The organism is Arachnia rubra, assembly GCF_019973735.1.
GTDB lineage: Bacteria > Actinomycetota > Actinomycetes > Propionibacteriales > Propionibacteriaceae > Arachnia > Arachnia rubra.
This window is the reverse complement of the sequence record NZ_AP024463.1, coordinates 1,970,079-1,993,126: the sequence shown is the minus strand read 5'-3', so window position 1 is coordinate 1,993,126 and position 23,048 is coordinate 1,970,079. Positions and strand designations below refer to the sequence as shown.

At 64.6% G+C, this 23,048-nt stretch carries 24 protein-coding genes and 2 riboswitches; of the genes, 16 read left to right on the top strand and 8 right to left on the bottom strand.

Annotated features, from left to right (window positions below):
• Nucleotides 1-12: 12 nt before the first annotated feature.
• Nucleotides 13-597 carry a sugar O-acetyltransferase gene (locus SK1NUM_RS09125; RefSeq protein ID WP_212321347.1) on the top strand — a complete coding sequence of 195 codons (585 nt, stop codon included), beginning with the start codon at nt 13-15 and terminating at the stop codon, nt 595-597.
• 14 nt (nt 598-611) lie between these two features.
• Here the strand turns inward: SK1NUM_RS09125 and SK1NUM_RS09120 are convergent, their stop codons facing one another.
• The 3 genes from SK1NUM_RS09120 to lipB all read right to left on the bottom strand — a co-directional run bounded on the left by SK1NUM_RS09120 (nt 612) and on the right by lipB (nt 3,092).
• Nucleotides 612-1,418, bottom strand: a complete 807-nt coding sequence (locus SK1NUM_RS09120) for a DUF4191 domain-containing protein (protein WP_396020909.1) — start codon at nt 1,416-1,418, stop codon at nt 612-614.
• Nucleotides 1,415-2,368, bottom strand: a complete 954-nt coding sequence (locus SK1NUM_RS09115; RefSeq protein WP_212321345.1) for a lipoyl synthase — start codon at nt 2,366-2,368, stop codon at nt 1,415-1,417. The genes SK1NUM_RS09120 and SK1NUM_RS09115 overlap by 4 nt, the downstream gene beginning before the upstream one ends.
• Nucleotides 2,369-2,429: 61 nt before the next feature.
• Nucleotides 2,430-3,092 carry a lipoyl(octanoyl) transferase LipB gene (gene lipB / locus SK1NUM_RS09110; protein ID WP_212321344.1) on the bottom strand — a complete coding sequence of 221 codons (663 nt, stop codon included), beginning with the start codon at nt 3,090-3,092 and terminating at the stop codon, nt 2,430-2,432.
• 61 nt (nt 3,093-3,153) lie between these two features.
• Between lipB and SK1NUM_RS09105 the strand changes: the two genes are divergently transcribed.
• The 8 genes from SK1NUM_RS09105 (at nt 3,154) to SK1NUM_RS09070 (ending at nt 9,450) form a co-directional block, all read left to right on the top strand.
• Complete coding sequence (locus SK1NUM_RS09105) at nt 3,154-4,284, top strand: nitrite reductase (RefSeq protein ID WP_212321343.1); 1,131 nt, start codon at nt 3,154-3,156, stop codon at nt 4,282-4,284.
• Nucleotides 4,285-4,292: 8 nt separating this feature from the next.
• Complete coding sequence (locus SK1NUM_RS09100; RefSeq protein ID WP_223927465.1) at nt 4,293-4,940, top strand: precorrin-8X methylmutase; 648 nt, start codon at nt 4,293-4,295, stop codon at nt 4,938-4,940.
• A complete protein-coding gene (cobJ, locus tag SK1NUM_RS09095) occupies nt 4,937-6,442 on the top strand; it encodes a precorrin-3B C(17)-methyltransferase (RefSeq protein ID WP_212321340.1) in 1,506 nt (501 codons plus the stop codon). Before SK1NUM_RS09100 ends, cobJ begins: the two co-directional genes overlap by 4 nt.
• Nucleotides 6,438-6,552, top strand: a riboswitch (cobalamin riboswitch). It overlaps the preceding gene by 5 nt.
• A gap of 31 nt (nt 6,553-6,583) precedes the next feature.
• The gene (locus SK1NUM_RS09090; protein WP_212321338.1) at nt 6,584-7,261 is read left to right on the top strand and encodes an energy-coupling factor ABC transporter permease; all 678 of its coding nucleotides are present in this window, start codon (nt 6,584-6,586) and stop codon (nt 7,259-7,261) included.
• Complete coding sequence (locus tag SK1NUM_RS09085) at nt 7,258-7,572, top strand: energy-coupling factor ABC transporter substrate-binding protein (RefSeq protein WP_212321336.1); 315 nt, start codon at nt 7,258-7,260, stop codon at nt 7,570-7,572. Before SK1NUM_RS09090 ends, SK1NUM_RS09085 begins: the two co-directional genes overlap by 4 nt.
• A complete protein-coding gene (cbiQ, locus tag SK1NUM_RS09080; protein WP_212321334.1) occupies nt 7,562-8,320 on the top strand; it encodes a cobalt ECF transporter T component CbiQ in 759 nt (252 codons plus the stop codon). The genes SK1NUM_RS09085 and cbiQ overlap by 11 nt, the downstream gene beginning before the upstream one ends.
• Complete coding sequence (locus tag SK1NUM_RS09075; protein ID WP_212321332.1) at nt 8,308-9,117, top strand: energy-coupling factor ABC transporter ATP-binding protein; 810 nt, start codon at nt 8,308-8,310, stop codon at nt 9,115-9,117. The genes cbiQ and SK1NUM_RS09075 overlap by 13 nt, the downstream gene beginning before the upstream one ends.
• Before the next feature lie 99 nt (nt 9,118-9,216).
• Complete coding sequence (locus tag SK1NUM_RS09070; protein ID WP_212321330.1) at nt 9,217-9,450, top strand: hypothetical protein; 234 nt, start codon at nt 9,217-9,219, stop codon at nt 9,448-9,450.
• Between the two features lie 73 nt (nt 9,451-9,523).
• Here the strand turns inward: SK1NUM_RS09070 and SK1NUM_RS09065 are convergent, their stop codons facing one another.
• The 4 genes from SK1NUM_RS09065 to cbiE all read right to left on the bottom strand — a co-directional run bounded on the left by SK1NUM_RS09065 (nt 9,524) and on the right by cbiE (nt 12,822).
• On the bottom strand, nt 9,524-10,081 hold the full coding sequence (locus tag SK1NUM_RS09065; protein WP_212321328.1) for a DUF1707 and DUF4870 domain-containing protein: 558 nt from the start codon (nt 10,079-10,081) through the stop codon (nt 9,524-9,526).
• Nucleotides 10,082-10,160: 79 nt separating this feature from the next.
• Nucleotides 10,161-10,559 carry a hypothetical protein gene (locus SK1NUM_RS09060; RefSeq protein WP_212321326.1) on the bottom strand — a complete coding sequence of 133 codons (399 nt, stop codon included), beginning with the start codon at nt 10,557-10,559 and terminating at the stop codon, nt 10,161-10,163.
• A gap of 314 nt (nt 10,560-10,873) precedes the next feature.
• Nucleotides 10,874-11,620, bottom strand: a complete 747-nt coding sequence (gene cobM / locus SK1NUM_RS09055; protein WP_212321324.1) for a precorrin-4 C(11)-methyltransferase — start codon at nt 11,618-11,620, stop codon at nt 10,874-10,876.
• On the bottom strand, nt 11,617-12,822 hold the full coding sequence (cbiE, locus tag SK1NUM_RS09050; protein WP_212321322.1) for a precorrin-6y C5,15-methyltransferase (decarboxylating) subunit CbiE: 1,206 nt from the start codon (nt 12,820-12,822) through the stop codon (nt 11,617-11,619). Before cbiE ends, cobM begins: the two co-directional genes overlap by 4 nt.
• A 24-nt stretch (nt 12,823-12,846) precedes the next feature.
• Nucleotides 12,847-12,954: riboswitch (cobalamin riboswitch) on the top strand.
• A 34-nt stretch (nt 12,955-12,988) separates the two neighbouring features.
• On the opposite strand from cbiE, the gene SK1NUM_RS09045 reads away from it, so the two are divergent.
• Genes SK1NUM_RS09045 through cobA form a run of 4 tightly spaced genes read left to right on the top strand, consistent with a single transcriptional unit; the run spans nt 12,989 to nt 18,760 of the window.
• Complete coding sequence (locus tag SK1NUM_RS09045) at nt 12,989-15,022, top strand: putative cobaltochelatase (RefSeq protein ID WP_212321320.1); 2,034 nt, start codon at nt 12,989-12,991, stop codon at nt 15,020-15,022.
• On the top strand, nt 15,022-15,633 hold the full coding sequence (gene cobO, locus SK1NUM_RS09040; protein ID WP_212321318.1) for a cob(I)yrinic acid a,c-diamide adenosyltransferase: 612 nt from the start codon (nt 15,022-15,024) through the stop codon (nt 15,631-15,633). Before SK1NUM_RS09045 ends, cobO begins: the two co-directional genes overlap by 1 nt.
• Nucleotides 15,627-18,038 carry a cobyrinate a,c-diamide synthase gene (locus tag SK1NUM_RS09035; RefSeq protein ID WP_223927463.1) on the top strand — a complete coding sequence of 804 codons (2,412 nt, stop codon included), beginning with the start codon at nt 15,627-15,629 and terminating at the stop codon, nt 18,036-18,038. Before cobO ends, SK1NUM_RS09035 begins: the two co-directional genes overlap by 7 nt.
• Nucleotides 18,035-18,760: a uroporphyrinogen-III C-methyltransferase gene (gene cobA, locus SK1NUM_RS09030; RefSeq protein ID WP_212321316.1), complete on the top strand. Its 726-nt coding sequence runs from the start codon at nt 18,035-18,037 to the stop codon at nt 18,758-18,760. The genes SK1NUM_RS09035 and cobA overlap by 4 nt, the downstream gene beginning before the upstream one ends.
• A gap of 19 nt (nt 18,761-18,779) precedes the next feature.
• Here cobA and SK1NUM_RS09025 read toward each other — a convergent pair whose 3' ends face one another.
• Nucleotides 18,780-19,523, bottom strand: coding sequence for a cobalt-precorrin-6A reductase (locus SK1NUM_RS09025; RefSeq protein WP_212321314.1), 744 nt, complete (start codon nt 19,521-19,523; stop codon nt 18,780-18,782).
• 168 nt (nt 19,524-19,691) lie between these two features.
• On the opposite strand from SK1NUM_RS09025, the gene ispG reads away from it, so the two are divergent.
• Genes ispG through SK1NUM_RS09010 form a run of 3 tightly spaced genes read left to right on the top strand, consistent with a single transcriptional unit; the run spans nt 19,692 to nt 23,038 of the window.
• Complete coding sequence (ispG, locus tag SK1NUM_RS09020) at nt 19,692-20,834, top strand: flavodoxin-dependent (E)-4-hydroxy-3-methylbut-2-enyl-diphosphate synthase (protein WP_212321312.1); 1,143 nt, start codon at nt 19,692-19,694, stop codon at nt 20,832-20,834.
• A 1-nt stretch (nt 20,835) separates the two neighbouring features.
• Nucleotides 20,836-21,669, top strand: coding sequence for a GNAT family N-acetyltransferase (locus SK1NUM_RS09015; RefSeq protein ID WP_212321310.1), 834 nt, complete (start codon nt 20,836-20,838; stop codon nt 21,667-21,669).
• The gene (locus SK1NUM_RS09010) at nt 21,617-23,038 is read left to right on the top strand and encodes a hypothetical protein (RefSeq protein ID WP_212321308.1); all 1,422 of its coding nucleotides are present in this window, start codon (nt 21,617-21,619) and stop codon (nt 23,036-23,038) included. The genes SK1NUM_RS09015 and SK1NUM_RS09010 overlap by 53 nt, the downstream gene beginning before the upstream one ends.
• The last annotated feature ends 10 nt before the right edge of the window (nt 23,039-23,048 follow it).

The following is a 23,048-nucleotide window of genomic DNA, read 5'->3' as shown; positions in this document are numbered from 1 at the left end:
AGGATCCGGGGCATGAGGACGGACTACTTCGCAGGCGATTCTCGCACGGACCGGGAACGCATGCTGGCAGGGGACTTGTACATCGCCGACGACCCAGAGAACGCGAGGATCGCCAAGTCAGCCATGAGACTGTGCCACGAGTATCACCAGGCCGTGATCGCAGATGACAAGTCCCGCTCGCATGAGATCCTGAGACAGCTGCTGGGAAGCCTGGGCGAGGGAACCTGGATCAAGCCTCCAATCTCAGTGGACTATGGCGAGAACATCCACATCGGAGCAAGGACTTTCATCAACAGCGGACTCACCGCCCTCGATGTCGCCCGGATCACCATTGGGGATGACTGTCAGATAGGGCCGAACGTGCAACTCCTGACACCCACGCACCCCATAGACCCCCAGCCTCGCCGCGACAAACTGGAAGCGGCAAAACCCGTCACCCTGGGTGAGAACGTGTGGCTGGGTGGGGGAGTGATTGTCTGCCCTGGTGTCACCATCGGCGACCACACCGTGATCGGCGCAGGCTCAGTAGTCACTCGCGACATCCCTGCCAGTATGGTCGCGGTGGGCAATCCCGCTCGGGTCGTCCGCAGCACATGACAGCGAGTTGCCGGTCAACGCCCCCGGATTGCCTGCCGGGCACCCTTCATGCCGCCTTTGCCCGTGGGCATGGGCCCCTTCGGCATGGGCAGTTTCGGACGCATTGCGTCGAGGGCCTTCAAACGGGCCTCCAGATCTGTGATCTTCGCCGCGCTCAGGACCTTCGGGAGCTTCTTGATCTCGTCCGCCAAGCGATCCAGAGGAACCTGGCCATTTCCCTTGCCGACGACGAAAGTCACGACATTGACTTGATAGGCGACCTGCTCGTGCTTTCTCTTCTCGGACGCGAGCAGCGTCTTGAGCCCCTTCGAATCGCCCTCGCCGATGAGTACAAGGCCTCCCGGGCCCAGCGCACGGTGTACCACGTTGGCGGAGTCACGGTTCCGACTCACTGCCACCGCCAGGGTGTGTTTCCACTTCCTGCCGAGGCTGGTCAGCGCCAGCTCGGCTGATCCGGCCTGGCCCTCATAGCGGCTGTAAGCCGCACGCTTCGCGCGGCGCGCGAACACCAGCATCGCGACCAACAGACCGGTGAAAACGCCGAGTAACCCCCACATCAGCGGGGCCTGCAGCACGAAACCCAGGAGCAGCAAGGCCACGAACGGCCCGAGGCCCGCGAGCAGCAGGATCCAGGGAAGCAGAGGGTCTTGCTCTTTGGTGAGTTTGTAGGACTCCTTGATCTGACGGAGCTGACCCCAGTCGGCTGGGTTGCTGGAGTTCTTACGCCGCAGTTTCTCGGCCCGGGCTTTCTCCTTCTGCTTCCGTGCCTGCTCCTTCTGTTTCAGGGCCAGCTGCTGGGCCCTCTCACTGCGTGCCATCATTTGCTCCCGGCCTTCCGAGCGGCCTTCTTCCGTTCTTCCATCGCGGTCCTGTAGAGCCTGCCCGCTCGATAGGATGAACGCACGAGAGGCCCGGACAGCACGCCAGAATAACCGATCTGTTTCGCTTCCTCGGCGAGCTCGTCGAATTCCTCAGGGGGCACCCACCGGGAGATCGGGTGCAAAGTGGCATTCGGGCGTAGGTACTGCGTGATGGTGATCAACTCGGTTCCCGCGTCGTAGAGGTCGGCCAATGCCTGGGACACCTCCTCGCGAGTCTCGCCCATTCCTAGGATCAGGTTCGACTTCGTCACCAGCCCGGCGTCACGGCTCATACGCAGCACGTCAAGAGAACGGTCGTAGCGGAAAGCGGGTCGGATGCGTTTGAAGATACGTGGCACGGTCTCCACGTTGTGAGCGAATACCTCAGGGCGGGTGTCTAGGACCTGGCTCACCAGCTCTTCTTTCGCGGAGAAGTCGGGAGCCAGCATCTCCACTCCCACCCCGGGGTTGACCGCGTGGATCTGGCGAATGGTCTCGGCATACAGCCAGGCTCCCTGATCGGGAAGGTCATCGCGGCACACGCCGGTGACGGTGGCGTAACGCAATCCCATCTTCTTGACCGATGCGGCGACACGCATTGGCTCGGCCGGGTCGTATCCTTCCGGTTTCGCGGAGGTGATCTGGCAGAAGTCGCAGCGCCGGGTGCACTGATCGCCGCCGATCAGGAAGGTGGATTCGCGGTCCTCCCAGCATTCGAAGATGTTGGGGCAGTTCGCCTCCCGGCAGACGGTGTGGAGATCCGCTTTTTGGACTATCTGCTGAAGGTCCTGGTAATTGGGCCCTGTGCGGGCGGTGGTGCGTATCCAACCGGGTTTTCGCTCGATTGGGGTCTCGGCGTTCTTGGCCTCAATGCGTAGCAGTCGACGTCCGTCCGGATGTACAGCAGTCACCTGGGGGATGATACCTGCTGAGATACCGGCCGCGTGGCCAATCCAGCCGGAACCGTGAAGATCATTCGTGTGTGAATACGGCCAGGTGTTGCCTGAGATGCGGTTCGAGGTCATGAGCCACTGCGGCGACGTCCCAGTTGCCTGGCAGCTCCTCGGCCAGAGAGGTCACCCCTGCGTCGCTGATGCCACAGGGCACGATGTTGCTGAATGCCCCCTGGTTGGGTAGCACGTTCAGGGCGAAGCCATGCATTGTGGTCCGCCGGGCCACCCGGATGCCGATGGCGCAGATCTTGCGTTCTGGCCGGCCCCGGGCGGGAGCCAGCCAGACCCCCGTCCTCCCAGGTATCCGCTGGCCCGTTAGGCCGTAGTCTGCGAGCAGGCCCACCACAGCATCCTCGTAGCGCCGGACAGGCTCAACCACTCCCACCCTGTCGGGCAGGAGAAGGATCGGGTATCCAGTGAGCTGTCCGGGACCGTGCCAGGTGATCTTCCCGCCCCGGTCCACATCCACCACGGGCGTGCCGTCGAAGGGGCGCTCCTCCGGTAGGGTGGCGCGGCCAGCTGTGTAGACAGGTTCGTGTTCCACCAGGACCACATGCCCAGGCCGCGTTCCGGCCGCCACCTCGGTGTGCACCTGACGCTGGTAGTCCCAGGTTTCCCGGTATGCGCTGCAGAAACGCGCAGGTCCCAGGCCTAGGTACTCGAAGGTCAACATCACGGACATCGTAACCTCTATAGGGCACCCCTGGTTTCGTCCGCTGGAGTGGGCGGGCAGAATGGCTCGCATGATCCGAACCGTTGAACGTGACCGTTGCCCCGGCCTCCTGCGCCCCTACCACACTGTGGATGGGAACATGGTGCGCCTGCGGTTACCCGGTGGTTTTGTCCAGGCAGATCAGGTGCTTGCGGTGTCGAAACTCGCTGCCGAGTACGCGAACTCTGAGATCCAGATCACCAGTCGCAACAACCTTCAGGTGCGGGCTCTGCCGGAGCCGGTGCCCGCGCCCTTCGTGCGCGGCGCCTTCGCGACCGGTCTCATGCCGTCCCCTGCGCATGAGCGCATCCGGACTGTCGTGTGCTCACCGCTGACCTCCATAGCTCCCGTCAACGCGGATCTCTCCGGGGTTGTGCGTGAACTCGATGCCGCCATCATCGCCGACCCCGAGCTGCCGAACCTGCCAGGACGTTTCCTGTTCGTCCTGGACGATGGCTCCGGTGACGTGCTGGGCGAGGCCTTCGATCTGGGGTACCAGGCTCGCCCAGACGGCCGCGGCGTGGTTTTCGTCGGCGGCTGCCCTGACGCCCGCGAAATCGACGCCCCCGACGCCGTTGCGACCCTCATCGAACTGGCACATCGCTTTTTGAACGTCGCGGAGTCCGGCGAGAAGCCCGCCTGGCATGTGCGGGAACTGGCCAATCCGGAGACTCTCCTCGACGGCATCGGCCGAGAGATAGATTTCCAGCGTCCTGGCTCTGAGCGTCCTCTTCCCTACGGTGCAGTCGCCGGCGCGGCGGTTGTGGGGGTCCCGCTGGGCCTGCTCACCCTGCGGCAGGCGGAGGTGCTGCAGCGGGTCGCGGCAGATTGCAGCGAGGGACAGCTCGTGTTCACCCCATGGCGGGGTGTGGTCATTCCCGGTGCTGCGGATCGCCTGGAGGAGCTGGCAGCCGCTGGTCTGATGACCCGCCCCGAGTCGGTCTGGATGACGCTGACCGCCTGTTACGGCAAGCCATGCAACAACGCCCAGGTCGATACTCGTGCCATCGCGGAGGAGGTGGCCGCGGAGCACCCGGCGCCATTCCAGCGCCTCGTCCACATCTCCGGTTGCGACCGGGTCTGTGGCGAGCCTGGCGGGGAGCATCTGGGGCTCATCGCCCCAGCCGATGCCGCAAGTGTTCTGACGGTGGTCGACAGATGAGCGGGGGAGTGCAGAGGCCCACGCGCCGTTATGCCTATGAGACCGATGGCTCAGCCATCTACAGCGAGTCATTCCGCCGTATCCGCCAGGGCGCTGACCTTGCCGCCTTCACTCCGGAGGAGGCCCAGGTTGCGGTGCGCATGATCCACGCCGCGGGGGACCTGGACCTGCCCCGGCACATCGCCTTCCACCCCGGCCTGGTGGCTGCCGCGCGCAGTGCCCTCCGCGACGGAGCGCCGATCTTCGTCGACGCCAACATGATCAAGTCTGGGATCACCCGTAAACGGCTTCCCGCTGACAACGAGGTACGGTGCCTGCTGCGTGACCAGCAGGCCACGGCTTTGGCTGAGGAATGGGGAACCACCCGTTCCGCCGCCGCAGTATCACTGTGGGGGGACGACCTGGAGGGTGCGCTGGTGGCGATCGGCAACGCCCCAACCGCGCTGTTCCACCTCCTGGAGCTGATCGCCGGCGGTGGGCCGCGTCCCGCTGCGATCATCGGGGTTCCCGTCGGGTTCGTGGGCTCGGCCGAGTCGAAGCAGGCTCTGGCGGACTCGGATACCGGCGTGCCCTGGCTTGTGGTGCACGGGCACCGTGGAGGCTCCGCGATGGCCGCTTCCGCGGTCAATGCACTGGCCAGTGAGTCCGAGCTGTGACCGGCACTCTATGGGCTGTCGGGGTGGGGCCCGGTGACCCCGAGCTGCTCACGCTCAAGGCGGCCCGTCTCATCCGCGACGCTAGCGCAGTCGCCTGCTTCTCTGGCCCGGGAAAACAGTCAATTGCGCTGCGCATCGCACAGGGACAGATCCCGGCCGGGACGCCCGTGGTCACCTTTGAATACCCGGTGACAACCGGCACCACTGATCACGTGGCCGGCTACGACGGGGCCATGGCTGATTTCTACGATGCTTCCGCCAGCCGGCTCCGGGAGCTTCTCACAGCCGGTGATGTTGTGCTGCTGGCTGAGGGAGATCCGCTGTTCTTCTCCACGAACATGTACCTGCTGGACCGGCTGGAGGACCTCGATTGCCGCATCGTGCCAGGGGTCACCTCCATCCAGGGCTCCACCTCCGCAGCTGCGGTTGCATTGAGCCGTCACGAGGATGTGGTCACCATCCTCGCCGGCACGATGAGTGAGCCAGAGCTGGCCTGGCGACTCGCGCAGACTGATGCCGCGGTGGTGATGAAACTGGGACATAACTTCTCGAAGGTGCGTGCCGCGCTGGCCTCAGCAGGGCTGCTGGAGCGGGCGATCTACGTGAGGCAGGCCACCTGGGAAGAGCAGAAGGTGCTACCTGTCGCTGGAGTGGATCCGTCCACTGTCCCGTACTTTTCCATGGTGATAGTTCCTGGCCAGGACCGGAGGGCTGATGACGCGGGGCGGCATGTTCCAGCTATCCCCCCTGAGGCTGGCGGACAGCAGGCCACCGTTTTCGTGGTAGGCCTTGGTCCCGGTCCGGAGCGATGGGTGAGTCCCGAGGCGAGCGCGGTGCTGGCTGAGGTCGGACACGTTTTCGGCTATGCGCCCTATGTGCGACGGGTACCGGCCCGACCTGGCCTGGTACTCCATCCCTCCGGTAACACGGTTGAGGTGGAGCGTGCGAGGGAGGCCCTGGACCTGGCGCTGACCGGGGAGAGAGTCGCCATCGTCTCAGGTGGGGACGCTGGGGTGTTCGCGATGGCTGCTGCGACCTTCGAGGCGGCTGGGGAACCGCGCTACGCAGATGTGGAGATCAAGGTAGTGCCTGGGATCACCGCCGCTCAGGCTGCTGCCGCCCTGGCTGGCGCCCCCCTGGGTGGTGACTTCGCGTGTGTGTCTCTGTCCGACCGGCTCAAGCCCTGGGAGGTCGTCGCGGACAGGCTGCGGCATTTGAGCCGGGCCGATGTCGCGGTTGCCATCTACAACCCGCGCTCTGTGGCCCGTCCTGGCCAGCTTCATGCCGCGAAAGCCGTGCTGTTGGAGGTGCGTTCCCCTGAGACCGTGGTCGTTCTGGCTCGTGACGTCGGACGTGCGGAGGAGTCCTGCACCGTCACCACCCTGGAAGCATTCGATCCGGGGCAGGTGGACATGAAGACCTTGGTGATTATTGGTTCCTCCCTGACCCGGGTGACGCCTTCCGGGCGGGTGTGGACTCCCCGTTTCATTCCGGTAGTGTGAGAAACGAAGCGTGGGTTTGTCACGAGGAACCCGGTGGGAATCCGGGACGGTCGCGCCACTGTGAGCCAAGCCAGGTGAGTCAGGAACTCGTCCCACGCCCCGTTGCGGAACGCATGATTCCGCAGAAGGGATGTGTTTGTCATGCATATAGCAGAGGGATTCCTGCCTCCACTGCAGGCCGCCGGATGGTTCGTAGCCTCCGCGCCCTTCGTCGTCCATGGAGCCGTGGCCGTAGTCAGGCAGGTCCGTAAGGACCCTGACTCCAAGCTCCTGCTCGCCGCAGCCGGCGCCTTCACCTTTGCGTTGTCGGCGGTGAAGCTGCCCTCGGTCACGGGATCGTCATCGCACCCCACCGGGACTGGTGCCGGGGCGGTGCTCTTCAAACCACCGGTCCTGGCATTCCTTGGCACCATAGTCCTCATCTTCCAGGCAATCCTGCTGGCACACGGCGGCCTGACGACCCTGGGGGCGAACGTGTTCTCCATGGCAATCGCGGGCCCGTGGTGCGGCTACCTGATGTGGGTGCTGTTTAGGAACATCAACAAGATGGTCGCGATCTTCCTGGCCATGGCCATTGCGGACCTCAGCACCTACGTGGTGACGAGCTTTCAGCTCGCCATCGCGTACCCGGGAACCGATGGGAGCTTCGGTGCGACCCTGGTGAAGTTCATGACCATCTTCGCCCTGACTCAGATTCCGCTGGCCCTCGCCGAGGGTGTCCTCGGCGTCTTCCTGTTCTCCTTCCTGACCCGGGTGGCTTCGCCTGAGCTGAGCAAGCTCGGGGTCCTCTCCCGCAAAGACGTGGAGGTTGCATCATGAAGCTGAACAAATGGGGAATCGTCATCGGACTCGTCGTCTTGGTCCTGCTGTTCTGCATCCCCTTCTACACGGCCCCGGCAGATTCCGAGTTTGGGGGCACCGACTCGGCCGTCACGGACATCCTGCAGGAGAACGGCACGGAGCCTTGGTTTAAGCCCATAGCTGAACCCGCTGGTCCTGAGGTCGAGTCGGGCCTGTTCGCCATGCAGGCCGCGCTCGGGTCAGGGATCATGTTCTACTGCCTCGGACGTATGGCAGGCAGGCGCAAGGCTGCCCAGGACGCCCAGAAGCCCACCTCCGTTGAGGATTAGCGGTCTTGACGACGCGGCGTGGGACAGTCCCTGGCGAGCCATTCCGGTCAGCCAGAAGGTGGCACTGTCGCTGCTGCTGGTGTTGACAGCGCTGCTGGCCCGTCCGTGGCCCACCTGCGTGCTGGTCGCAGCGGTTGCCGTCGCTGCCCTCACGGTCGCCCGGATCCCCGGTCGTATGGTCGTTGCAGCCATGACCGCTCCCGCGGTGTTCATCGTCGTGGGGGCGGTGTCGGCGACGCTGACGGTCGGTGCCTTTGAAGGTCCCGGATGGCGCTGGGGCTGGCTGGGGATCCGGGAAGCCGATATGGCCTTGGGGACCGGGCTGCTGCTGCACGCGATCGCGGGCACCTTGGGGGTGTTGGTCCTGGCGATGACGACTCCCATGGTGGACTTGCTCGGTTGGCTGCGGAAGCTGCACATTCCGGCGTCTCTCATTGAGATCGCCTCTCTGATGTACCGGATGATCTTCACCGCCTGGAACTCGCTAGTCCTGGTGCGTCAGGCCCAGCAGCAACGGTTGGGCGGCACCGGTCCGCTGAGGCGGCGCTTTGCCGAGACGGGACGCCTGGTCGGCGCGGTAGCCGTACGGACTTGGCTGGCCTCCACCCGGCTGGCTGATGGCCTGGCCATCCGGGGCCATGAGTCGGCCCTGGCCACCCTGCCGTCGAGGCGAGGTAACCGAAACCTGCCGATCTGGGTGCCAGCGGGGATGATCTTCGTCTGGGGAGTCGCACTATGGACGCGATGAGACTGGCGGCGGCGGGGGTCATCGCGGGCTTTGAGGGACGTGAGGTACTGCGAGGCCTTGACCTGACGGTTCCTGCAGGATCCAGAGTTGCGTTGCTTGGCGCCAACGGCTCCGGTAAGACAACCTTGCTGCGCACACTGGCGGGGGCGCACAGGCCTTCGGCCGGGCAGGTGTTGTTGGACGGTGAGCCGGTGCGCTTCGATCGTGCGGGGCTCAGGGAACACCGGCGCCGGGTGCAGCTCGTGTTGCAGGATCCTGACGATCAGCTGTTTTCCGCAGACGTGAGACAGGACGTCAGTTTCGGCCCACTGAATCTGGGTTTGTCCGAGGAACAGGCTGCGGAGGCCACCGACGCGGCAATCGCCGCCATGGGTATTGAGCATCTGGCCGACCGTCCCACCCATCAGCTCAGCTATGGGGAGCGGAAGCGTGCGGTCATAGCGGGTGCGCTCGCGATGAACGTGGACGTCCTGCTGCTCGATGAGCCGACAGCTGGACTTGACCCAGCAGGGGTGGAGGCGCTGTTGCAGACCCTCGTGCAGATCAATGAAAGGGGCACCACCTTGGTGTTCTCAACCCACGAGGTGGACAACGCCCTGGCTTTCGCAACCCATGCCGCTGTGATGACCGAAGGAAAGCTGCGCCAGGGCGGGCTGGTGGAGCTGCTCAGTGATGCCGAGCTCCTCGCCGCGGCCAGGCTGCGGCAACCCATCCTGCTGCAACTATCAGCCTCTCTGGGCTGGGAAACCCCCGTCACCACCATCGAGCAATTCAAGGAACGCTGGCTTACCGGCTGAACCGCGGGACCCAGTTGCTGAACCCACTGCTGGGCTCAGGCCAGCAGCTTGGTCCTCCACATATGAGTAGAGCGAATTTCACAAGAAGTGGTCATTTTCATGAGAATCAAGGAGAACGTTTCTAACACCCAGGAGAATTCCCGGAAACCAGCCAAACTCACAGTGTTGAGGGGCCAGGGAGATGTTTCCGGGGAAAAGCAGGAAACAGATTTGATAGCCGGGCAGATTGAGCAATGCCCCGGAGGGCATCTTGCCAACCCGATGTGGCTGCCTGGGCATCTTTTCGGCGGCGAAGAATCAGATGCCCAGGCATTTGAGGCCGCCGAGAGCTGAGGAGATCCCCTGCGGGCAGCTTCAGGGCCGGGCGGACAGTGGCCTGATTCCACAGCTCGCAGTGGAGTCAGGATCAGGCTTTGGAATCTCCCACTGGACGGAATCCGGTGATCTGCGTCAGCGGGTTCTGCCAGTCTTCGCCTCGGCTGGCTTTCACAGTGCTGATGATCGTCAGAGACGCCCACGTGATGAGCCATAGCGGTATGAGGAACCTCAGCCCGATCAGGCCGAGCACTCCGCTGGCGATGAACCCGGCCATGGCGAGGAGCTGGAAGTTCAGCGCCTTGGCTGTCTCGCGGTTCAGCGAAGGATTCCCCTTGGTGGCCAGCCAGGCCACCCCAGGACCGATGGGCCCCGAGACCAGGCCGGAGAAATGGACCAGCGAGGCCATGTCGAATGATGACCGCGCTGCGGTGGGCGTAGCAGTTCTGAACGCTGACGGTACCTGGACCGGCGTGGGGGCGGGTAGGTCTGCCAGCGCAAGCCGCAGCTGTGGATAGGAGGTTGCCTCAAAGATCAGGCTCAGCCGGTGCTCAAGCTCAGGTTCGTTGATTCGCCCGTCCGCGTAGGCGCGCTGGACGATTTTGACGGCGCTTTCCCGGGTGCTTTCGCTGAACGTCTGCGTGCTCATGTATTCCATTGAAGCCTAGCCCTCAAAATGTGACCATTGGGGCTAGCCCCGAACAGTCCCTGAAAAGTCCCGGAGGTCTCTAGTCCAGGATGACATCGGAGGTGCCCTGTGCCGTGACGGGCAGGGTCGTGATCCCGATCACGTTCAAGAACAGGCAGCGGTACTCGCCTGTCACCTGTACCTCGACCACGCCGCTGCTGTTGACCCGAGCCGTGCCTTTGAAGCGGGAAGCAGCCACATACTTCTCAGCGGCCTGTTTTCCCACGCTGGTGTCAGGCGATACCCGCCCGTCTGGCATACCGAGGTGTTCTCCCCCGACACGGGCAGCCTCGACCGCCACGCCGCGGGCCTCCTGGGCGGCTTTCACCTGTCCTGCGAAATCCACGCCGATCCCGACGATGAGAACGAAACCGGTCAGCACAGCGGCCGTCCAGACGGTGATTGCACCCCGCTCGTCGTTAACCCGAGTGCTCCTCATGACGTCAGCCTAGTGCCGTGTGCCGGAGGTTTGTCAGTGGGAGGCAGGTTCCTGGGCGGATGGTGTGCCGTGGCAGCTGAGTGAGACGCTACCGGGTCGCACCATGAGAGAGGGGAGCGCGGCGAGGGACCTTCCGGGGCGGAAAGCCCCGGCGAATTTCCGGCACACGATACCAGCCCCCGCTCCGGGTCTTTGGTCTGTTTAGCCTTGGACAGACAAGAACATGGCCTCTGGTATTAAGCCAGGGAAACTAGTGGGGTGTGAGTCGGCTGGTCCGTCGCCGGGTCCCGGGCCGACATGACTTGCCCAGCTGATCAGTCAGCCTGTGGGGCACAGCGCGAGCTGTATAGGTGCGAGTCCACGAAGTCTTCGGCCCGTAGAGCCTCACCGACGAGGATGATCGCGGCCTGGCGTAGTCCTGACTCGACTGCTGCCTGGTGCATTCCGGCAACGGTGGTGCGGATGAGCTGCTGGTCCGGCTGGGTGGCGTTGCCCACGATCACGACTGGGCAGTCCGCGCCGTAGTGGGGGAGCAGCTGCTCTGTCAGGCGTGCGGTGTGGCGGATCGCCAGATGGATCGCCAGGGTGGCCTTCGACGCCGCCAGATAGTCCAGCCGCTCAGTCTCCGGCATTGCCGTCGAGTCCTTCTGGGCGCGCGTCAGAATCACCGTCTGGGCCACCTCCGGGACTGTGAGTTCCTTCCCGACCAGAGAGGCCGCTGCAGCATAGGCCGGTACTCCAGGTGTGATGTCCCAGGGAACCCCAGCCTCGTCCAGGCGGCGGGTCTGCTCGGCGATCGCCGAGTAGATCGACGGGTCGCCCGAGCACAACCGCGCCACATCCTTGCCTTCGCGGTGTGCCCGCACCAGGTGTTCCGTGATGGCATCCAGGTTCAGGTGTTGAGTGTCGATTCGCTCGCCATCCTCCGGGCAATGGGCCAGTACCTGCTCGATATAGGTTCCCGCATAGAGGCAGACAGGCGAGGTGCGCAGCAACTCGGCCCCGCGGAGGGTCAGCAGATCGGCGGCACCTGGTCCGGCGCCGATGAAATGAACGGTCATGGGGTCTCCTTGGTCAGGGAATAGCAGGTGATGGTACGTGAGGGCCGCCAGCCGCGGAACGACCCAAGAGGTTTAGCGCTTTCCAGTGAAATCCTCGTCAGCTCGCCCCCATAGCGGGCATGCAGGTCTGCCAGCAGGGCCTCGGTTTCCAGGGTTACGGAATGGACCACCAGCCGTCCACCGGTGGGAAGCGCAGCCAGGGCGGCCTGGCACGTCTCGGCGGCGGCTCCGCCTCCGAAGAAGATGGCGTCCGGCTGCGGCAGCGAGGGATCAGACATGAGCCTGAGGGCATCGCCCACCCGCACCTCGAAACGGTCGGAGACCCCCAGGGCTGCGGCATTGCCGCGGGCCCTGGCAGCGCGATCTCCACGTTTCTCGAAGGCGATGGTGGAGGCTCCCGGTGCGCTGCGGCACCAGGAGATGCCGATGCTGCCCGAGCCAGTGCCCACGTCCCACAGCACCTGTGCCCGGGCGGGGGCCAGAGCCGCGAGCGCCAGTAGCCGCATCGCCTGCTTCGTCAACTGTCCGTCATTGACGAAGGCGTCGTCGGGCAACAGCGGCCCCGCCACGACTGAATTCCCGCCGGCTCCGAACTCGATTGCCACGACATTCAGGCGCGGCAGCTCCTCATGGTGGGTCGCGAGCGTTCCGGCTGTGAACTCCTGGCGTGACTCCTGCTGCGTGCCAAGGTTGCCGAGTACCGTCATGGCCGAGGTCTCCCAGCCGGCTGTCACCAGGATGCGTGCCAGCTCCACTGGCGTGGTCTGGTCTGCTGACAGGGCGATCACCCGCTCGCCCGGTGCTGCCAGAGCTAGGACGCGGCGGGGGTCGCGCCCGACCAGCGAGACCCAGTCGGTCGTCTCGGCGGGCCACAACATCCTCGCCCGGGCAAGGGTTTCCGAGGACAGCGCAGGATGCACCCGGATGCGTTCGGCCCCGAGCACCTCCATCAGCGTGGTCGCCACCCCCGAGAGCAGGGGATCGCCGGACGCCAGCACCACCACGTCGTCGCCGAGTCCTCCGAACAGGTCGGCCAGCCCCGCTCGCAGCGGCGAGGGCCAGGGCACTCCGCGTGAGGGATCGGGCAGCATTCTCAGGTGTCTTGCCCCGCCGACCACCACCGGCGCTGAGGACACGAGTTCCCGCAAGCCCGCGGGCAAATCACTGAGCCCAGACGCGGGCACGCCAACGACATCGATCACGGTGAGAGAGCTTATCTGGATTGTGGAACAATAGGTCTGCTGGGTGCGGAATGCGGTGCGAATCCGCAGCGGTCCCGCCACTGTGTACCCCATAGGGTGAGCCAGGTCATCGACCCAGCCAACTGCGACGTGGGCGCGGATCCACAGGAAGGCATTCCCCAAACACATGAAGTTCCCATTCACCGCGGTCCTCGGGGCCGAGGACATGGCGCGCGCGCTGATACTGGCCAGTATTTCCCCGGAGATCGGTGGTGTGCTGGTGCGCGGCGAGAAAGGCACCGCGAAATCCACCATGGTGCGGGCTCTCACCGAGGTGCTGCCCCGCCAGGATGTTGTCGACGGCTGTCGTTTCCGCTGTGATCCCGCCCGGCCTGACCCCGACTGCCTCGATGGCCCGCACCCTTCCCCGGAGCACTACCACTCTCCGGTGCCGCTGGTTGAGCTACCGGTCGGCGCCTCCGAGGACCGTGTCACCGGGTCGTTGGATCTCCAGGCGGCGCTGGGCAAGGGACAGACATCCTTCGAGCCAGGCCTGCTGGCCGCCGCGCACCGGGGGATTCTGTATGTGGATGAGGTCAATCTGCTCCACGACCACCTGGTGGATCTTCTCCTCGACGCCGCCGCTATGGGGCGCAACACCGTGGAACGTGACGGCGTCTCCGTCGCCCATGCCGCGCGCCTGATGCTGGTTGGGACCATGAACCCGGAAGAGGGTGAACTGCGTCCTCAGCTACTGGACCGTTTCGGCCTGACTGTGGAGGTCAGCGCCCCGCGTGACCCGGATGTGCGCGTGGAGATCGTTCGCCGCCGGATGGCATTCGACTCCGACCCCGCCGGATTCCGGAGCCAACACGAGAAGGAACAAGATGAGCTGGCGTCCCGGATCGCCGCGGCCCAGCGGACGGTCGGCGATGTGGCTTTGCCGGACTCCATGCTGCGCAAGATTGCCCAGGTGTGTGCAGGCTTCGATGTCGACGGCATGCGCGCGGACATCGTCACCGCTCGTGCTGCCCGGGCCAACGCCGCCTGGGAGGGGAGGACCCGCGTAACGCGGGCTGATATCCGTGTCGCGGCGCTGCTGGCCCTGCCGCATCGTCGCCGGCGTAAGCCTTTCGATGCGCCCGGCCTCGACGAGGAGCTGCTTGATCAGCTGCTGGGAGAAGACGACCCCGAGCCTGAGCCGGACCCCGAGCCGGAACCTGAGCCTGAGCCCGGTCCTGACGACGAGACCGCGAGCCCGGGTGATTCCAGTCCTGAGAACACTCCTGAGCCTCCGCCCTCGCAGCCTGAACCTGCCCCGGAGCAAACCGACGCCAGGGACCAGGAACAGCCTTCACCCCCATCACCTGAGCAAGGCCAGGCCCCCGTCGGAATCAGCATCGCGGGTGAGCCCTACAAACCGCGAGTGCTGCGTGCCAAAGGTCTTGGTGAGGGCTCGCCGGGCCGGCGTAGCCGGGCTCTGACCAGTCACGGGCGCGTGGTTGGGGTCGACCCGGCTGCCCGGACCGGGGCTTGGCATGTGCCGGCGACCATCAAGGCTGCGGCTCCCCGCCAGGCCGAGCGAGGTCACGAACCCGGTGAGCGGCTCCGGATTGTTGGTGACGACGTCCGGCGTGCGCGGCGCGAGGGCCGTGAGTCGAACTTGGTGCTCTTCGTCGTGGACGCTTCCGGGTCCATGGGGGCTAGGCGGCGTATGGAGACTGTCAAGACCGCTGTGCTCTCCCTGCTGCTCGACGCTTATCAGCGCCGCGACAAGGTGGGGATGATCACCTTCCGTGGCGATTCGGCGGAGTTGGTGCTGCCTCCCACGGGCTCTATCGAGGCGGCGGCGGTGCGCTTGGACGAGCTGCCTCACGGGGGGCGCACGCCGCTTGCGGAGGGGCTGGAGTGTGCAGCCCAGGTGCTGGCCACAGAGGCTGTGAAAGACCCGACCAGACGCCCCATCCTCGTGCTGCTCAGCGACGGTCGTGCGACGGCGGGTAAAGGAGCCCTGGGTCGCTCCAAGGCGGCAGCCGATGCCCTGGCCCTGCGCGGCCTCGACTGTGTGGTGATCGACTGCGAGACCGGCCCGATGCGGCTCGGCCTGGCTCGTGACCTAGCGGTCCGTCTTGGTGCCGAGCTGGTGCCCATGTCCGAACTTGACCCCGCTGCCATCACCGATGTGGTACGAGGCAGCCTTCAGTCCAAGGAGGTGGCCTGATGGCTCAGGGAACCCCAGAGACTGTGCCCAATGACGGGTTGACCACCAAGCAGCGTCGTAACCGGCCCATGGTGATCGTCAATCAGGGGGAGGGCAAGGGAAAATCCACCGCGGCCTTCGGGATGGCCCTGCGCGGCTGGAATCAGGGCTGGAGCATCGGCGTCTTCCAGTTCGTGAAGTCGGCGAAATGGCGCATTGGCGAGCAGACCGCTCTGGAGGCATTGGGCAAGGTGCATGAGGAGACCGGTCAGGGAGGGGCCGTCGAGTGGCACAAGATGGGCTCAGGGTGGTCCTGGACGCGCAAGGGTTCCGAGGATGATCCGGCGCAGGCTGCCCGCGACGGCTGGGGCGAGGTGAAACGGCGCCTGGCTGAGCAGATCCACGGGCTCTACGTGCTCGATGAGTTCACCTACCCGGTGGAATGGGGGTGGATTGATGCCGACGAGGTTGTCGAGACCCTGATGAACCGGCCGGGATTCCAGCATGTGGTCATCACCGGCCGCCGCTGTCCTGGGCCGATCCTCGAGCTAGCCAACCTGGTGACCAACATGACGAAGATCAAGCATCCCTTCGATGAGGGCCAGAAGGGCCAGAAAGGCATCGAATGGTGAGCCTGCCTCGTGTCGTCGTGGCCGCGGCCGCGTCGGGGCAGGGTAAGACCACCATCACGACAGGCATTATCGCGGCGCTCGCCGCCCGCTCCATGGCCGTTCAAGGTTTCAAAGTCGGTCCTGACTTCATCGATCCGGGCTATCATGCGCTTGCATCCGGCAGGGCGGGCCGTAATCTGGACCCCTTCCTGGTGGGGGAGGAGCGGATTGCGCCGTTGCTGGCGCATGGAGCCCGGGGAGCTGACATCTCTGTCATCGAAGGGGTTATGGGCCTGTTCGATGGCCAGCTCGGCGCCCACGGTTTCGGGTCGACAGCACACGTTGCCGCTTTGGTGGACGCCCCTATCGTGCTTTGCCTGGATGCCTCCCATGCCTCGCGTTCAGTTGCGGCGGTCGCGCTGGGCCTGACCCACTACGATCCGGCGCTGAATTTTGCGGGGGTGATCATCAATAAGGTCGCCTCACCGAGGCATCGCGAGGAGGTGCTGGCGGCGCTGGAGGGCATGAGGTTGCCGATCCTGGGCGTGCTCCCGCGTGACGCGGCCATCGAGGCCCCGTCACGTCACCTGGGATTGGTTCCTGTGGAGGAACGGGCTGACGCGGAGGCGACGATGGAGCGGCTCGCGGCGCAGGTCAATGCCCATATCGACCTGGATGCACTGATCAGCGCCGCTCAGGCAGCCCCAGAGCTGGACGTTGTCCCATGGGATCCGGTGGCTGAGGTCACCGCCCCGACGGACCGCCGCCCGGTGGTGGCCGTGGCGGGGGGCAGGGCTTTCACCTTCCGCTATCAGGAGACGGTGGAGCTGCTCGCGGCAGCTGGCTGCCAGGTGGAGGTGTTCGATCCCGCCACCGACGACCGCCTGCCTGAGGGCACCGCTGGAATCTACCTTGGAGGCGGGTTCCCAGAGGTGCATGCGGCTGCCCTCACGTCGCGGGCTGGTCTACGCCGGGAAATCGCGGAGTTCGCGGTCTCCGGCGGCCCCGTGGTAGCAGAGTGCGCCGGGATGCTGTACCTATCAGACAGCGTCGATGCCACAGGCATGGTGGGCGCCATTCCCGGGGTGGCCGCCATGGGGCCGCGGCTGACGCTCGGCTATCGCAGAGCGATGGCGACCCGCGACGGTTTCTATGCGCGCCGCGGTGAGGAGATCACGGGGCACGAGTTCCACCGCACCGCCACGCAATTCCCACCAGGCAGCGAGCCGGGCTGGGCCTGGGAGACCACGAGCGGCATGAAGACTGATGGCTGGTCCCAGGCCAATGTGCACGCCTCCTACCTTCACGTGCATTGGGCCGGCTATCCCCAGCTGGCGCAGAGATTCGCGGAAGCGGTACACGCTCACCGGCCTGGCGCCACCACATTCCCTAAGAGGCGGGTGCGGGAAATGGTGTTTCCCGGGGATATCGATCTCGACCATCACGGGGATGCGGAGCTGGCGGAAGGCATTGAGGATCTGGCCGTGAACGTGCGGCTGAGCTCTCCTCCCGGATGGTTGTCGGCCAAGCTGGCGGCCGTGGACGTGGCTGCCTACCCCAATGCGAGCCAGACCATCCAGGTGCTGGCGCGGTGGCATGGGGTAGAGCTGGAGTCGGTGCTGCCCGTCGCCGGGGTTGCCGAGGCGTTCACACTCATAGCCCGCGGCCTGCGGTACCGGCATCCTGTGGTGGTGCACCCCCAGTTCACTGAGCCTGAGGCCGCGTTGCGCGCGGCCGGGGTGGTGCCGCAGCGGGTCCTGCTATGGCCGGAGAATGATTTCCGTCTGGAGTCCACAAGGGTCCCTGAAGCGGCCGACCTGGTGTTCGTCGGGAACCCCACCAATCCGACGGGGGTGTTGCATCCCGCCCGTGAGATCCGGCGGCTCGTGAGGCCAGGCCGGGTCCTGGTGGTGGATGAGGCCTTCATGGATGCGGTGCTGGGGGAGTCTGAGTCGTTGCTCAGCGGTGATCTCGCAGGACTGATTGTGCTCCGTTCGCTCACCAAGACCTGGGGGCTGGCAGGGCTGCGGGTCGGTTATGTCGTCGGCGACCCCTCACTGGTGCGGCAGCTTCAACGCGTCCAGACCCCGTGGGCGGTATCGACTCCTGCGCTGGCCGCTATCCGCGCAGTCTGTTCGGACCAGGCACGTTCTGAGACCAGGGCCTGGCAGGAGGAGCTCAGAGAAAACCGTGACGCCTTGGTGGCGGGGTTGCGGCAGCTGGGGCTTCGTGTCGTCGAGTCTAAGGCTCCGTTCGTGCTCGTACGAGGCCCTGTAGGGTTGCGCGAGAGACTGCGGGGGCGTGGCTTTGGGGTTCGCAGGGGTGATACTTTCCCGGGGCTAGGTTCTGACTGGTTCAGGATGCGCGTTCCTGAGCCCGGGCTGCTGGCCCGTTTCCTCGACGCGCTGGGCAAGGAGATGGAATGAGTGGTCGTGTCGTCCTCGTTGGTGCGGGTCCGGGCGATCCAGATCTGATCACCGTCGCCGGGCTGAAGGCTTTGCGCGATGCTGATGTGATTGTCACCGACCGGCTGGTGCCGGGACTTCTCCTGGACGAGGCACGGAAGGATGCAAAGATCATTCCTGTCGGCAAGACCCCGCGCGGGGAATTCACCCCACAGGAACGCATCAACGACCTTCTCGTCGAGCACGCGTCAGCGGGAAAGACCGTGGTGCGGTTCAAAGGCGGGGATCCGTTCGTCTTCGGCCGCGGCTACGAGGAACTGCTGGCCTGCGCAGCGGCGGGAATTCCCGTCACCTATGTGCCTGGTATCTCGTCATCGATCGCGGGCGGTGGGCTGGCCGGTATCCCGATCACGCACCGCGGAATCACCCAGGGCTACACCGTGGTCAGTGGGCATGTTCCGCCGGGCGACGAGCGCTGTGATATCGACTGGGACCACCTGGCCGGTTCCGGGCTCACCCTCGTGATCATGATGGGCGTGCTCTATCTCCCACAGATCACCGAACGCTTGATCGCCGCTGGCCTGGATCCCAGGACCCCCACCGCTGTGGTGGAGAACGCGGGCCTGCCCCAGATGCGGCTGGTGCGCTCCAGCGTCGGCGAAGTCGCCCAGACGGCTCAAGCTGAGGGCATCCGTCCTCCGGCGGTCACCATCATCGGGGATGTTGCTGGTCTTGGCGCCTGACCTACTGTAGGCCGGTTGCCTATCCGGAGGTCTGGTGAGCAGCGATGCCGAGCTGACGTGCCGCATCCTCTGGGGCCGACACCTGCGGCACATCCTCAGGGACCTCGGCCCTGCGCACCACGATCACCCTGATCCCCAGCTCATCGGCGGCCGTCAGTTTTGCAGCGGTCAGGGAACCGCCTGAGTCCTTCGTCACGAGTGCCTCAGCACCCAGATCGCGCAGCAGCTTCTTCTCGGATTCCACTGTGAATGGACCACGTTCCAGCAGAGGCTGCCACGAATCCGGTAGCGGGTTTTCAGGAAGCTCCACCATGCGTGCCGCAGCCGACTGCAGGCTCCTGTAGTGGTCCAGCTGCTGACGTCCCACCGTCAGCAGCACCTTCCGGTATTGAGCAGCCACAGCGGCCGCCGCGTCGTGGGAATCGACCCAGGTCCAGGTGCCCGCTAGGGGATGCGATTCCCAGCTGGGCCGTGCAATCCGCAGCAAGGAGATTCCCGTCCGCTGGCAGGCTGTCACGGCGTTGGCGCTGATCTTTTCGGCGAACGGATGGGTGGCATCGACCACTCGCTCAATCCCATTGTCCAGTAGCCAGGCGGCCAGCCCCTCAGCGCCGCCGAAGCCGCCGACCCGGACCTCGCCTGCGATGTGCGCAGGCCTGGTCACCCTGCCTGCCAGAGAAGTGATGACGTCATGGCCTCCAGCCACGAGTAGTTCTGCCAGGTCTCGGCCCTCCCGGGTGCCGCCAAGAATGAGGATTTTCACTCTGCTATTCAACAGCATCGGCTTTTCGTCCGGGCATGGGCGGGCACGTCGCTGCGAGGAGTTAGCGCGGAGGAGACCGCGTCCGCTGTGTTCTTCAAAGTCAGTTGTGGCTGCTGCCTGACGAGACATCTGATCCCTATGCGCAGGATCTCTTAGTACTCTGGCCCCATGACTGTGAGCCTTGGCATGCCCGCAGCACCTCCCATGGTGCTTGCACCCCGCCGGAAATCCCGCAAGATCAAGGTTGGGTCAACCTACGTGGGAGGCGACGCGCCAATCTCTGTCCAGTCGATGACCAACACCAAAACCACCGACATCAATGGCACGCTGCAGCAGATCGCCGAGCTGACTGCCTCTGGGTGCGACATCGTCCGGGTCGCGGTTCCCAGCGCTGATGACGCGGAGGCGCTTCCGATCATCGCCATGAAGTCGCAGATCCCTGTGATCGCGGACATCCACTTCCAGCCGCGGTACGTCTTCGCCGCCATTGACGCCGGCTGTGCTGCGGTACGTGTTAATCCTGGGAACATCAAGCAGTTCGACGACAAGGTCGCGGAGATCGCCAAGGCCGCTTCTGAAGCGGGTGTCTCGCTTCGCATCGGTGTTAACGCCGGTTCGCTGGACAAGAGGCTGCTCGCCAAGTACGGCTCACCGACTCCGGAGGCGCTGGTGGAGTCGGCGATGTGGGAGGCCTCGCTTTTCGAACAGGTGGGTTTCTACGACTTCAAGATCTCCGTCAAGCATCACGATCCCGTCGTCATGGTCCGTGCCTATGAGCTGCTCGCGGAAGCGTGTGAATACCCTTTGCACCTCGGCGTGACGGAGGCTGGTCCCGCATTCCAGGGCACTATCAAATCGTCGGTGGCCTTCGGGACGCTGCTCAGTGAGGGAATCGGTGACACCATCCGGGTCTCCCTGTCCGCGCCGCCTGCCGAGGAGGTTAAGGTCGGCACCAAGATCCTGGAGTCCCTGAATCTGCGTCCCCGCAAGCTGGACATCGTCTCCTGCCCGTCCTGCGGTCGTGCGCAGGTGGATGTCTACACTCTGGCTGAGCAGGTCACGAAGGGACTGGAGGGGATGACCGCGCCGCTGCGGGTGGCTGTCATGGGGTGTGTTGTCAATGGCCCTGGTGAAGCCCGGGAAGCTGATCTGGGCGTGGCCTCCGGCAATGGGAAAGGGAAGATTTTCGTGCGCGGTGAGGTGATCAAGACCGTCCCGGAGGATCAGATCGTGGAGACCCTCTTGTCGGAGGCGCATCGTATGGCGGCTGAGATGGGTGAGGTGGGCGAACCCGAGGTGTCGGTTTCCTAGCATGACGACGAGGCTTCGGGTTCTCGGCCCCCAAGACCTGCCGGCCATTCAGGAGCTGCTGTCACAGCGTCCCGTAGAGAATCTTTTCCTGGCCCACAAACTGCGTCAGTATGGGCTAGATGAACGCGCTCTCGGGTTCTTCCACGGCTTCGAGCGGGATGGAGAACTGACCGCGGTCTGCATGGACGGAGGCACGCTGTTCCCTGCAGGGATTGATCCGGAGGCTATTCCGGCCTTCGTCGGCGCTGTCGGTCAAAGTCGTCACTGCGCCTCCATCCTTGGTCCGAGCATGATGGCCCTGGGTGTGTACCTGGGATTGGCGACGCGATTCCAGGGTGAATGGACCAATGTGGTCAACGTCCGGCAGACCCAGCCGCTGATGGTCCTGACCGGGCCGCCGCTGGTTGTCCCGGACCCGCGTGTGCGACAACTCGGTACCCAGGATTTTGACTCCTACTTGGCAGCGTCGGTGGCAATGTACACCGACGAAATAGGCGCCTCCCCGTACAAGCATGGACCGGGTTATGGCGCGCATGTGAAGGACCGCCTGAGGGCAGGGGAGGCCTGGGGCGTGGTGGAGCAGGGACGGGTGATCTTCAAAGCTGACCTCGGACCCAAAGTCGGACCCCAGGCACAGCTTCAGGGAGTATGGCTCGAACCCGCGCTGCGCGGCCAGGGACAGTCTGCGGCGTTGCTGGCCGGAATGCTGGCCCAGGCCCAGGAAACCCATCCGGTGATCAGCCTGTACGTCAATGACTTCAACACACCGGCCATCCGGCTGTATGAGCGGCTGGGTTTCCGGGAGGTCGGTAGTTTGTCCACGATCCACTACTGAACCCATTGCATATCGTTTCCCTGCTGCGGATCCGGAACGTGGCCTGGAACGTCTTGGGAGGAGAACGGTTCTGGTACAGGAAGAACGTGTTGAGTTCTGGAACTCCCGTCCGGGCTACCGCTGGCTCTTCGTGGTGGTCGGGGGACTGATCCTGGTGTATCTCGAGGTCCTGTCCATCATGGTCTTCGAGGCATCGGACGACGTCACTTCCTGGGCTGGGGTTTTCTCCGGGGTCAGGCGGTGGGCTGCGACGGTGAATATTCCTGATACCGCATTCACGCTCTCCGTGCTGCAGGTTGTCGCTGCTTTCTTTCTGGCGGTGATTTTCGTGGGGTCTGCGGAGAGGAAGGGCTCTCGCCCCACCCGCTCCGAGCTGCGTCATGAACGGGTGATGGGCCTGGTGAACAACGTGGTGATGGTGGGCGGCGCGGTGCTGGCCCGGTCGGTCTGGCTGATCGTCCTCAGGACGGTGGCGCTGTTCTCGGGCCTGCCCGATGCCTCGGAGAAATTTCCCAGAGCGGAAGCGGTTTTCCTTAGCTTGTTCGGCACAGCGTTGTGCGCTGTCATCGCCACTTTTGTGGTGCCTGGTCCCGGCGGTGTGCTCCAGCAGCTGACGGATTCCAGGCAGCGGCTCGCCAGACTCCGCTTACTGCGGGACGAGCTTGAACAGACGCGCCAGGAGGAAATGGCAGGGGAACAGGAACCGTTCACAGAGCGCCGGCGTGCGTATGAGTTCGCACGCCGCTGGGGGGAATTCCTTCTGGTCGTGGTGGTGCTGCTGGCGACCGTTGGAGCCTGGATCCCCTCCAACCTGGACGGGGAGCCCTCACTTGCGTTGGAAGTCCTGATGTTCGGCTTCCCGATCGTCGGTCTGCTGGCTGTGATCGGTTGTGAGTTCAGCCGCAGGGGAGAGCTGGATTATCACATCAGGCATTTTGCCTCCGTCTCGTGGCAACGTGGGACCCTCCTGCAGCGGGGGCTGTGGCTGGCCCTGATCTTCCTGGTGTCTCTGAACTTCGAATTGGTGCTGATCGAGGTCCAGGGCAGATGGACGATGGTGTTCTTCGTGGCCTATTGCCTGGCCCTTGGGGCTGCAGTCTTCTGGCTACCGACTCTTGGCCGGTACTCACCCACTGGCGGACCTGATGGTCGGTGGTGGCGGCAGCAGGCTAATTCCCCAGAGGCAGTGGGGCAGTTTGAGGATTCCCAGCTGAGCAGCGCGCTGATTGTTCAGGATTTCCACCGCCTGAATCCTCGCCGGGTACTGCAGAGGATCGTGGCCATGGAGAAATCGGTCATGGATTCGATGTCGTTCGTCCATGAGGAGGCGGCCAGGCTTGGAATCAAACCCGAGGGGCAGGAGGAGTAGAGTTCCCCTG

Excerpts from the sequence above, each read along its gene's own strand:
- SK1NUM_RS09065 (WP_212321328.1), bottom strand. The coding sequence starts at position 10,081 with ATGAGCACGCAGACGTTCAGCGAAAGCACCCGGGAAAGCGCCGTCAAA.
- ispG (WP_212321312.1), top strand. The coding sequence starts at position 19,692 with ATGACTGTGAGCCTTGGCATGCCCGCAGCACCTCCCATGGTGCTTGCA.
- SK1NUM_RS09085 (WP_212321336.1), top strand. The coding sequence starts at position 7,258 with ATGAAGCTGAACAAATGGGGAATCGTCATCGGACTCGTCGTCTTGGTC.
- SK1NUM_RS09035 (WP_223927463.1), top strand. The coding sequence starts at position 15,627 with ATGGTGAGCCTGCCTCGTGTCGTCGTGGCCGCGGCCGCGTCGGGGCAG.
- SK1NUM_RS09120 (WP_396020909.1), bottom strand. The coding sequence starts at position 1,418 with ATGATGGCACGCAGTGAGAGGGCCCAGCAGCTGGCCCTGAAACAGAAG.
- SK1NUM_RS09045 (WP_212321320.1), top strand. The coding sequence starts at position 12,989 with ATGAAGTTCCCATTCACCGCGGTCCTCGGGGCCGAGGACATGGCGCGC.
- SK1NUM_RS09010 (WP_212321308.1), top strand. The coding sequence starts at position 21,617 with ATGAGCGGCTGGGTTTCCGGGAGGTCGGTAGTTTGTCCACGATCCACT.
- SK1NUM_RS09090 (WP_212321338.1), top strand. The coding sequence starts at position 6,584 with ATGCATATAGCAGAGGGATTCCTGCCTCCACTGCAGGCCGCCGGATGG.
- cobO (WP_212321318.1), top strand. The coding sequence starts at position 15,022 with ATGGCTCAGGGAACCCCAGAGACTGTGCCCAATGACGGGTTGACCACC.
- SK1NUM_RS09060 (WP_212321326.1), bottom strand. The coding sequence starts at position 10,559 with ATGAGGAGCACTCGGGTTAACGACGAGCGGGGTGCAATCACCGTCTGG.
- cobM (WP_212321324.1), bottom strand. The coding sequence starts at position 11,620 with ATGACCGTTCATTTCATCGGCGCCGGACCAGGTGCCGCCGATCTGCTG.
- SK1NUM_RS09105 (WP_212321343.1), top strand. The coding sequence starts at position 3,154 with ATGATCCGAACCGTTGAACGTGACCGTTGCCCCGGCCTCCTGCGCCCC.
- SK1NUM_RS09125 (WP_212321347.1), top strand. The coding sequence starts at position 13 with ATGAGGACGGACTACTTCGCAGGCGATTCTCGCACGGACCGGGAACGC.
- SK1NUM_RS09075 (WP_212321332.1), top strand. The coding sequence starts at position 8,308 with ATGGACGCGATGAGACTGGCGGCGGCGGGGGTCATCGCGGGCTTTGAG.
- SK1NUM_RS09015 (WP_212321310.1), top strand. The coding sequence starts at position 20,836 with ATGACGACGAGGCTTCGGGTTCTCGGCCCCCAAGACCTGCCGGCCATT.
- lipB (WP_212321344.1), bottom strand. The coding sequence starts at position 3,092 with ATGTCCGTGATGTTGACCTTCGAGTACCTAGGCCTGGGACCTGCGCGT.
- cobA (WP_212321316.1), top strand. The coding sequence starts at position 18,035 with ATGAGTGGTCGTGTCGTCCTCGTTGGTGCGGGTCCGGGCGATCCAGAT.
- SK1NUM_RS09070 (WP_212321330.1), top strand. The coding sequence starts at position 9,217 with ATGAGAATCAAGGAGAACGTTTCTAACACCCAGGAGAATTCCCGGAAA.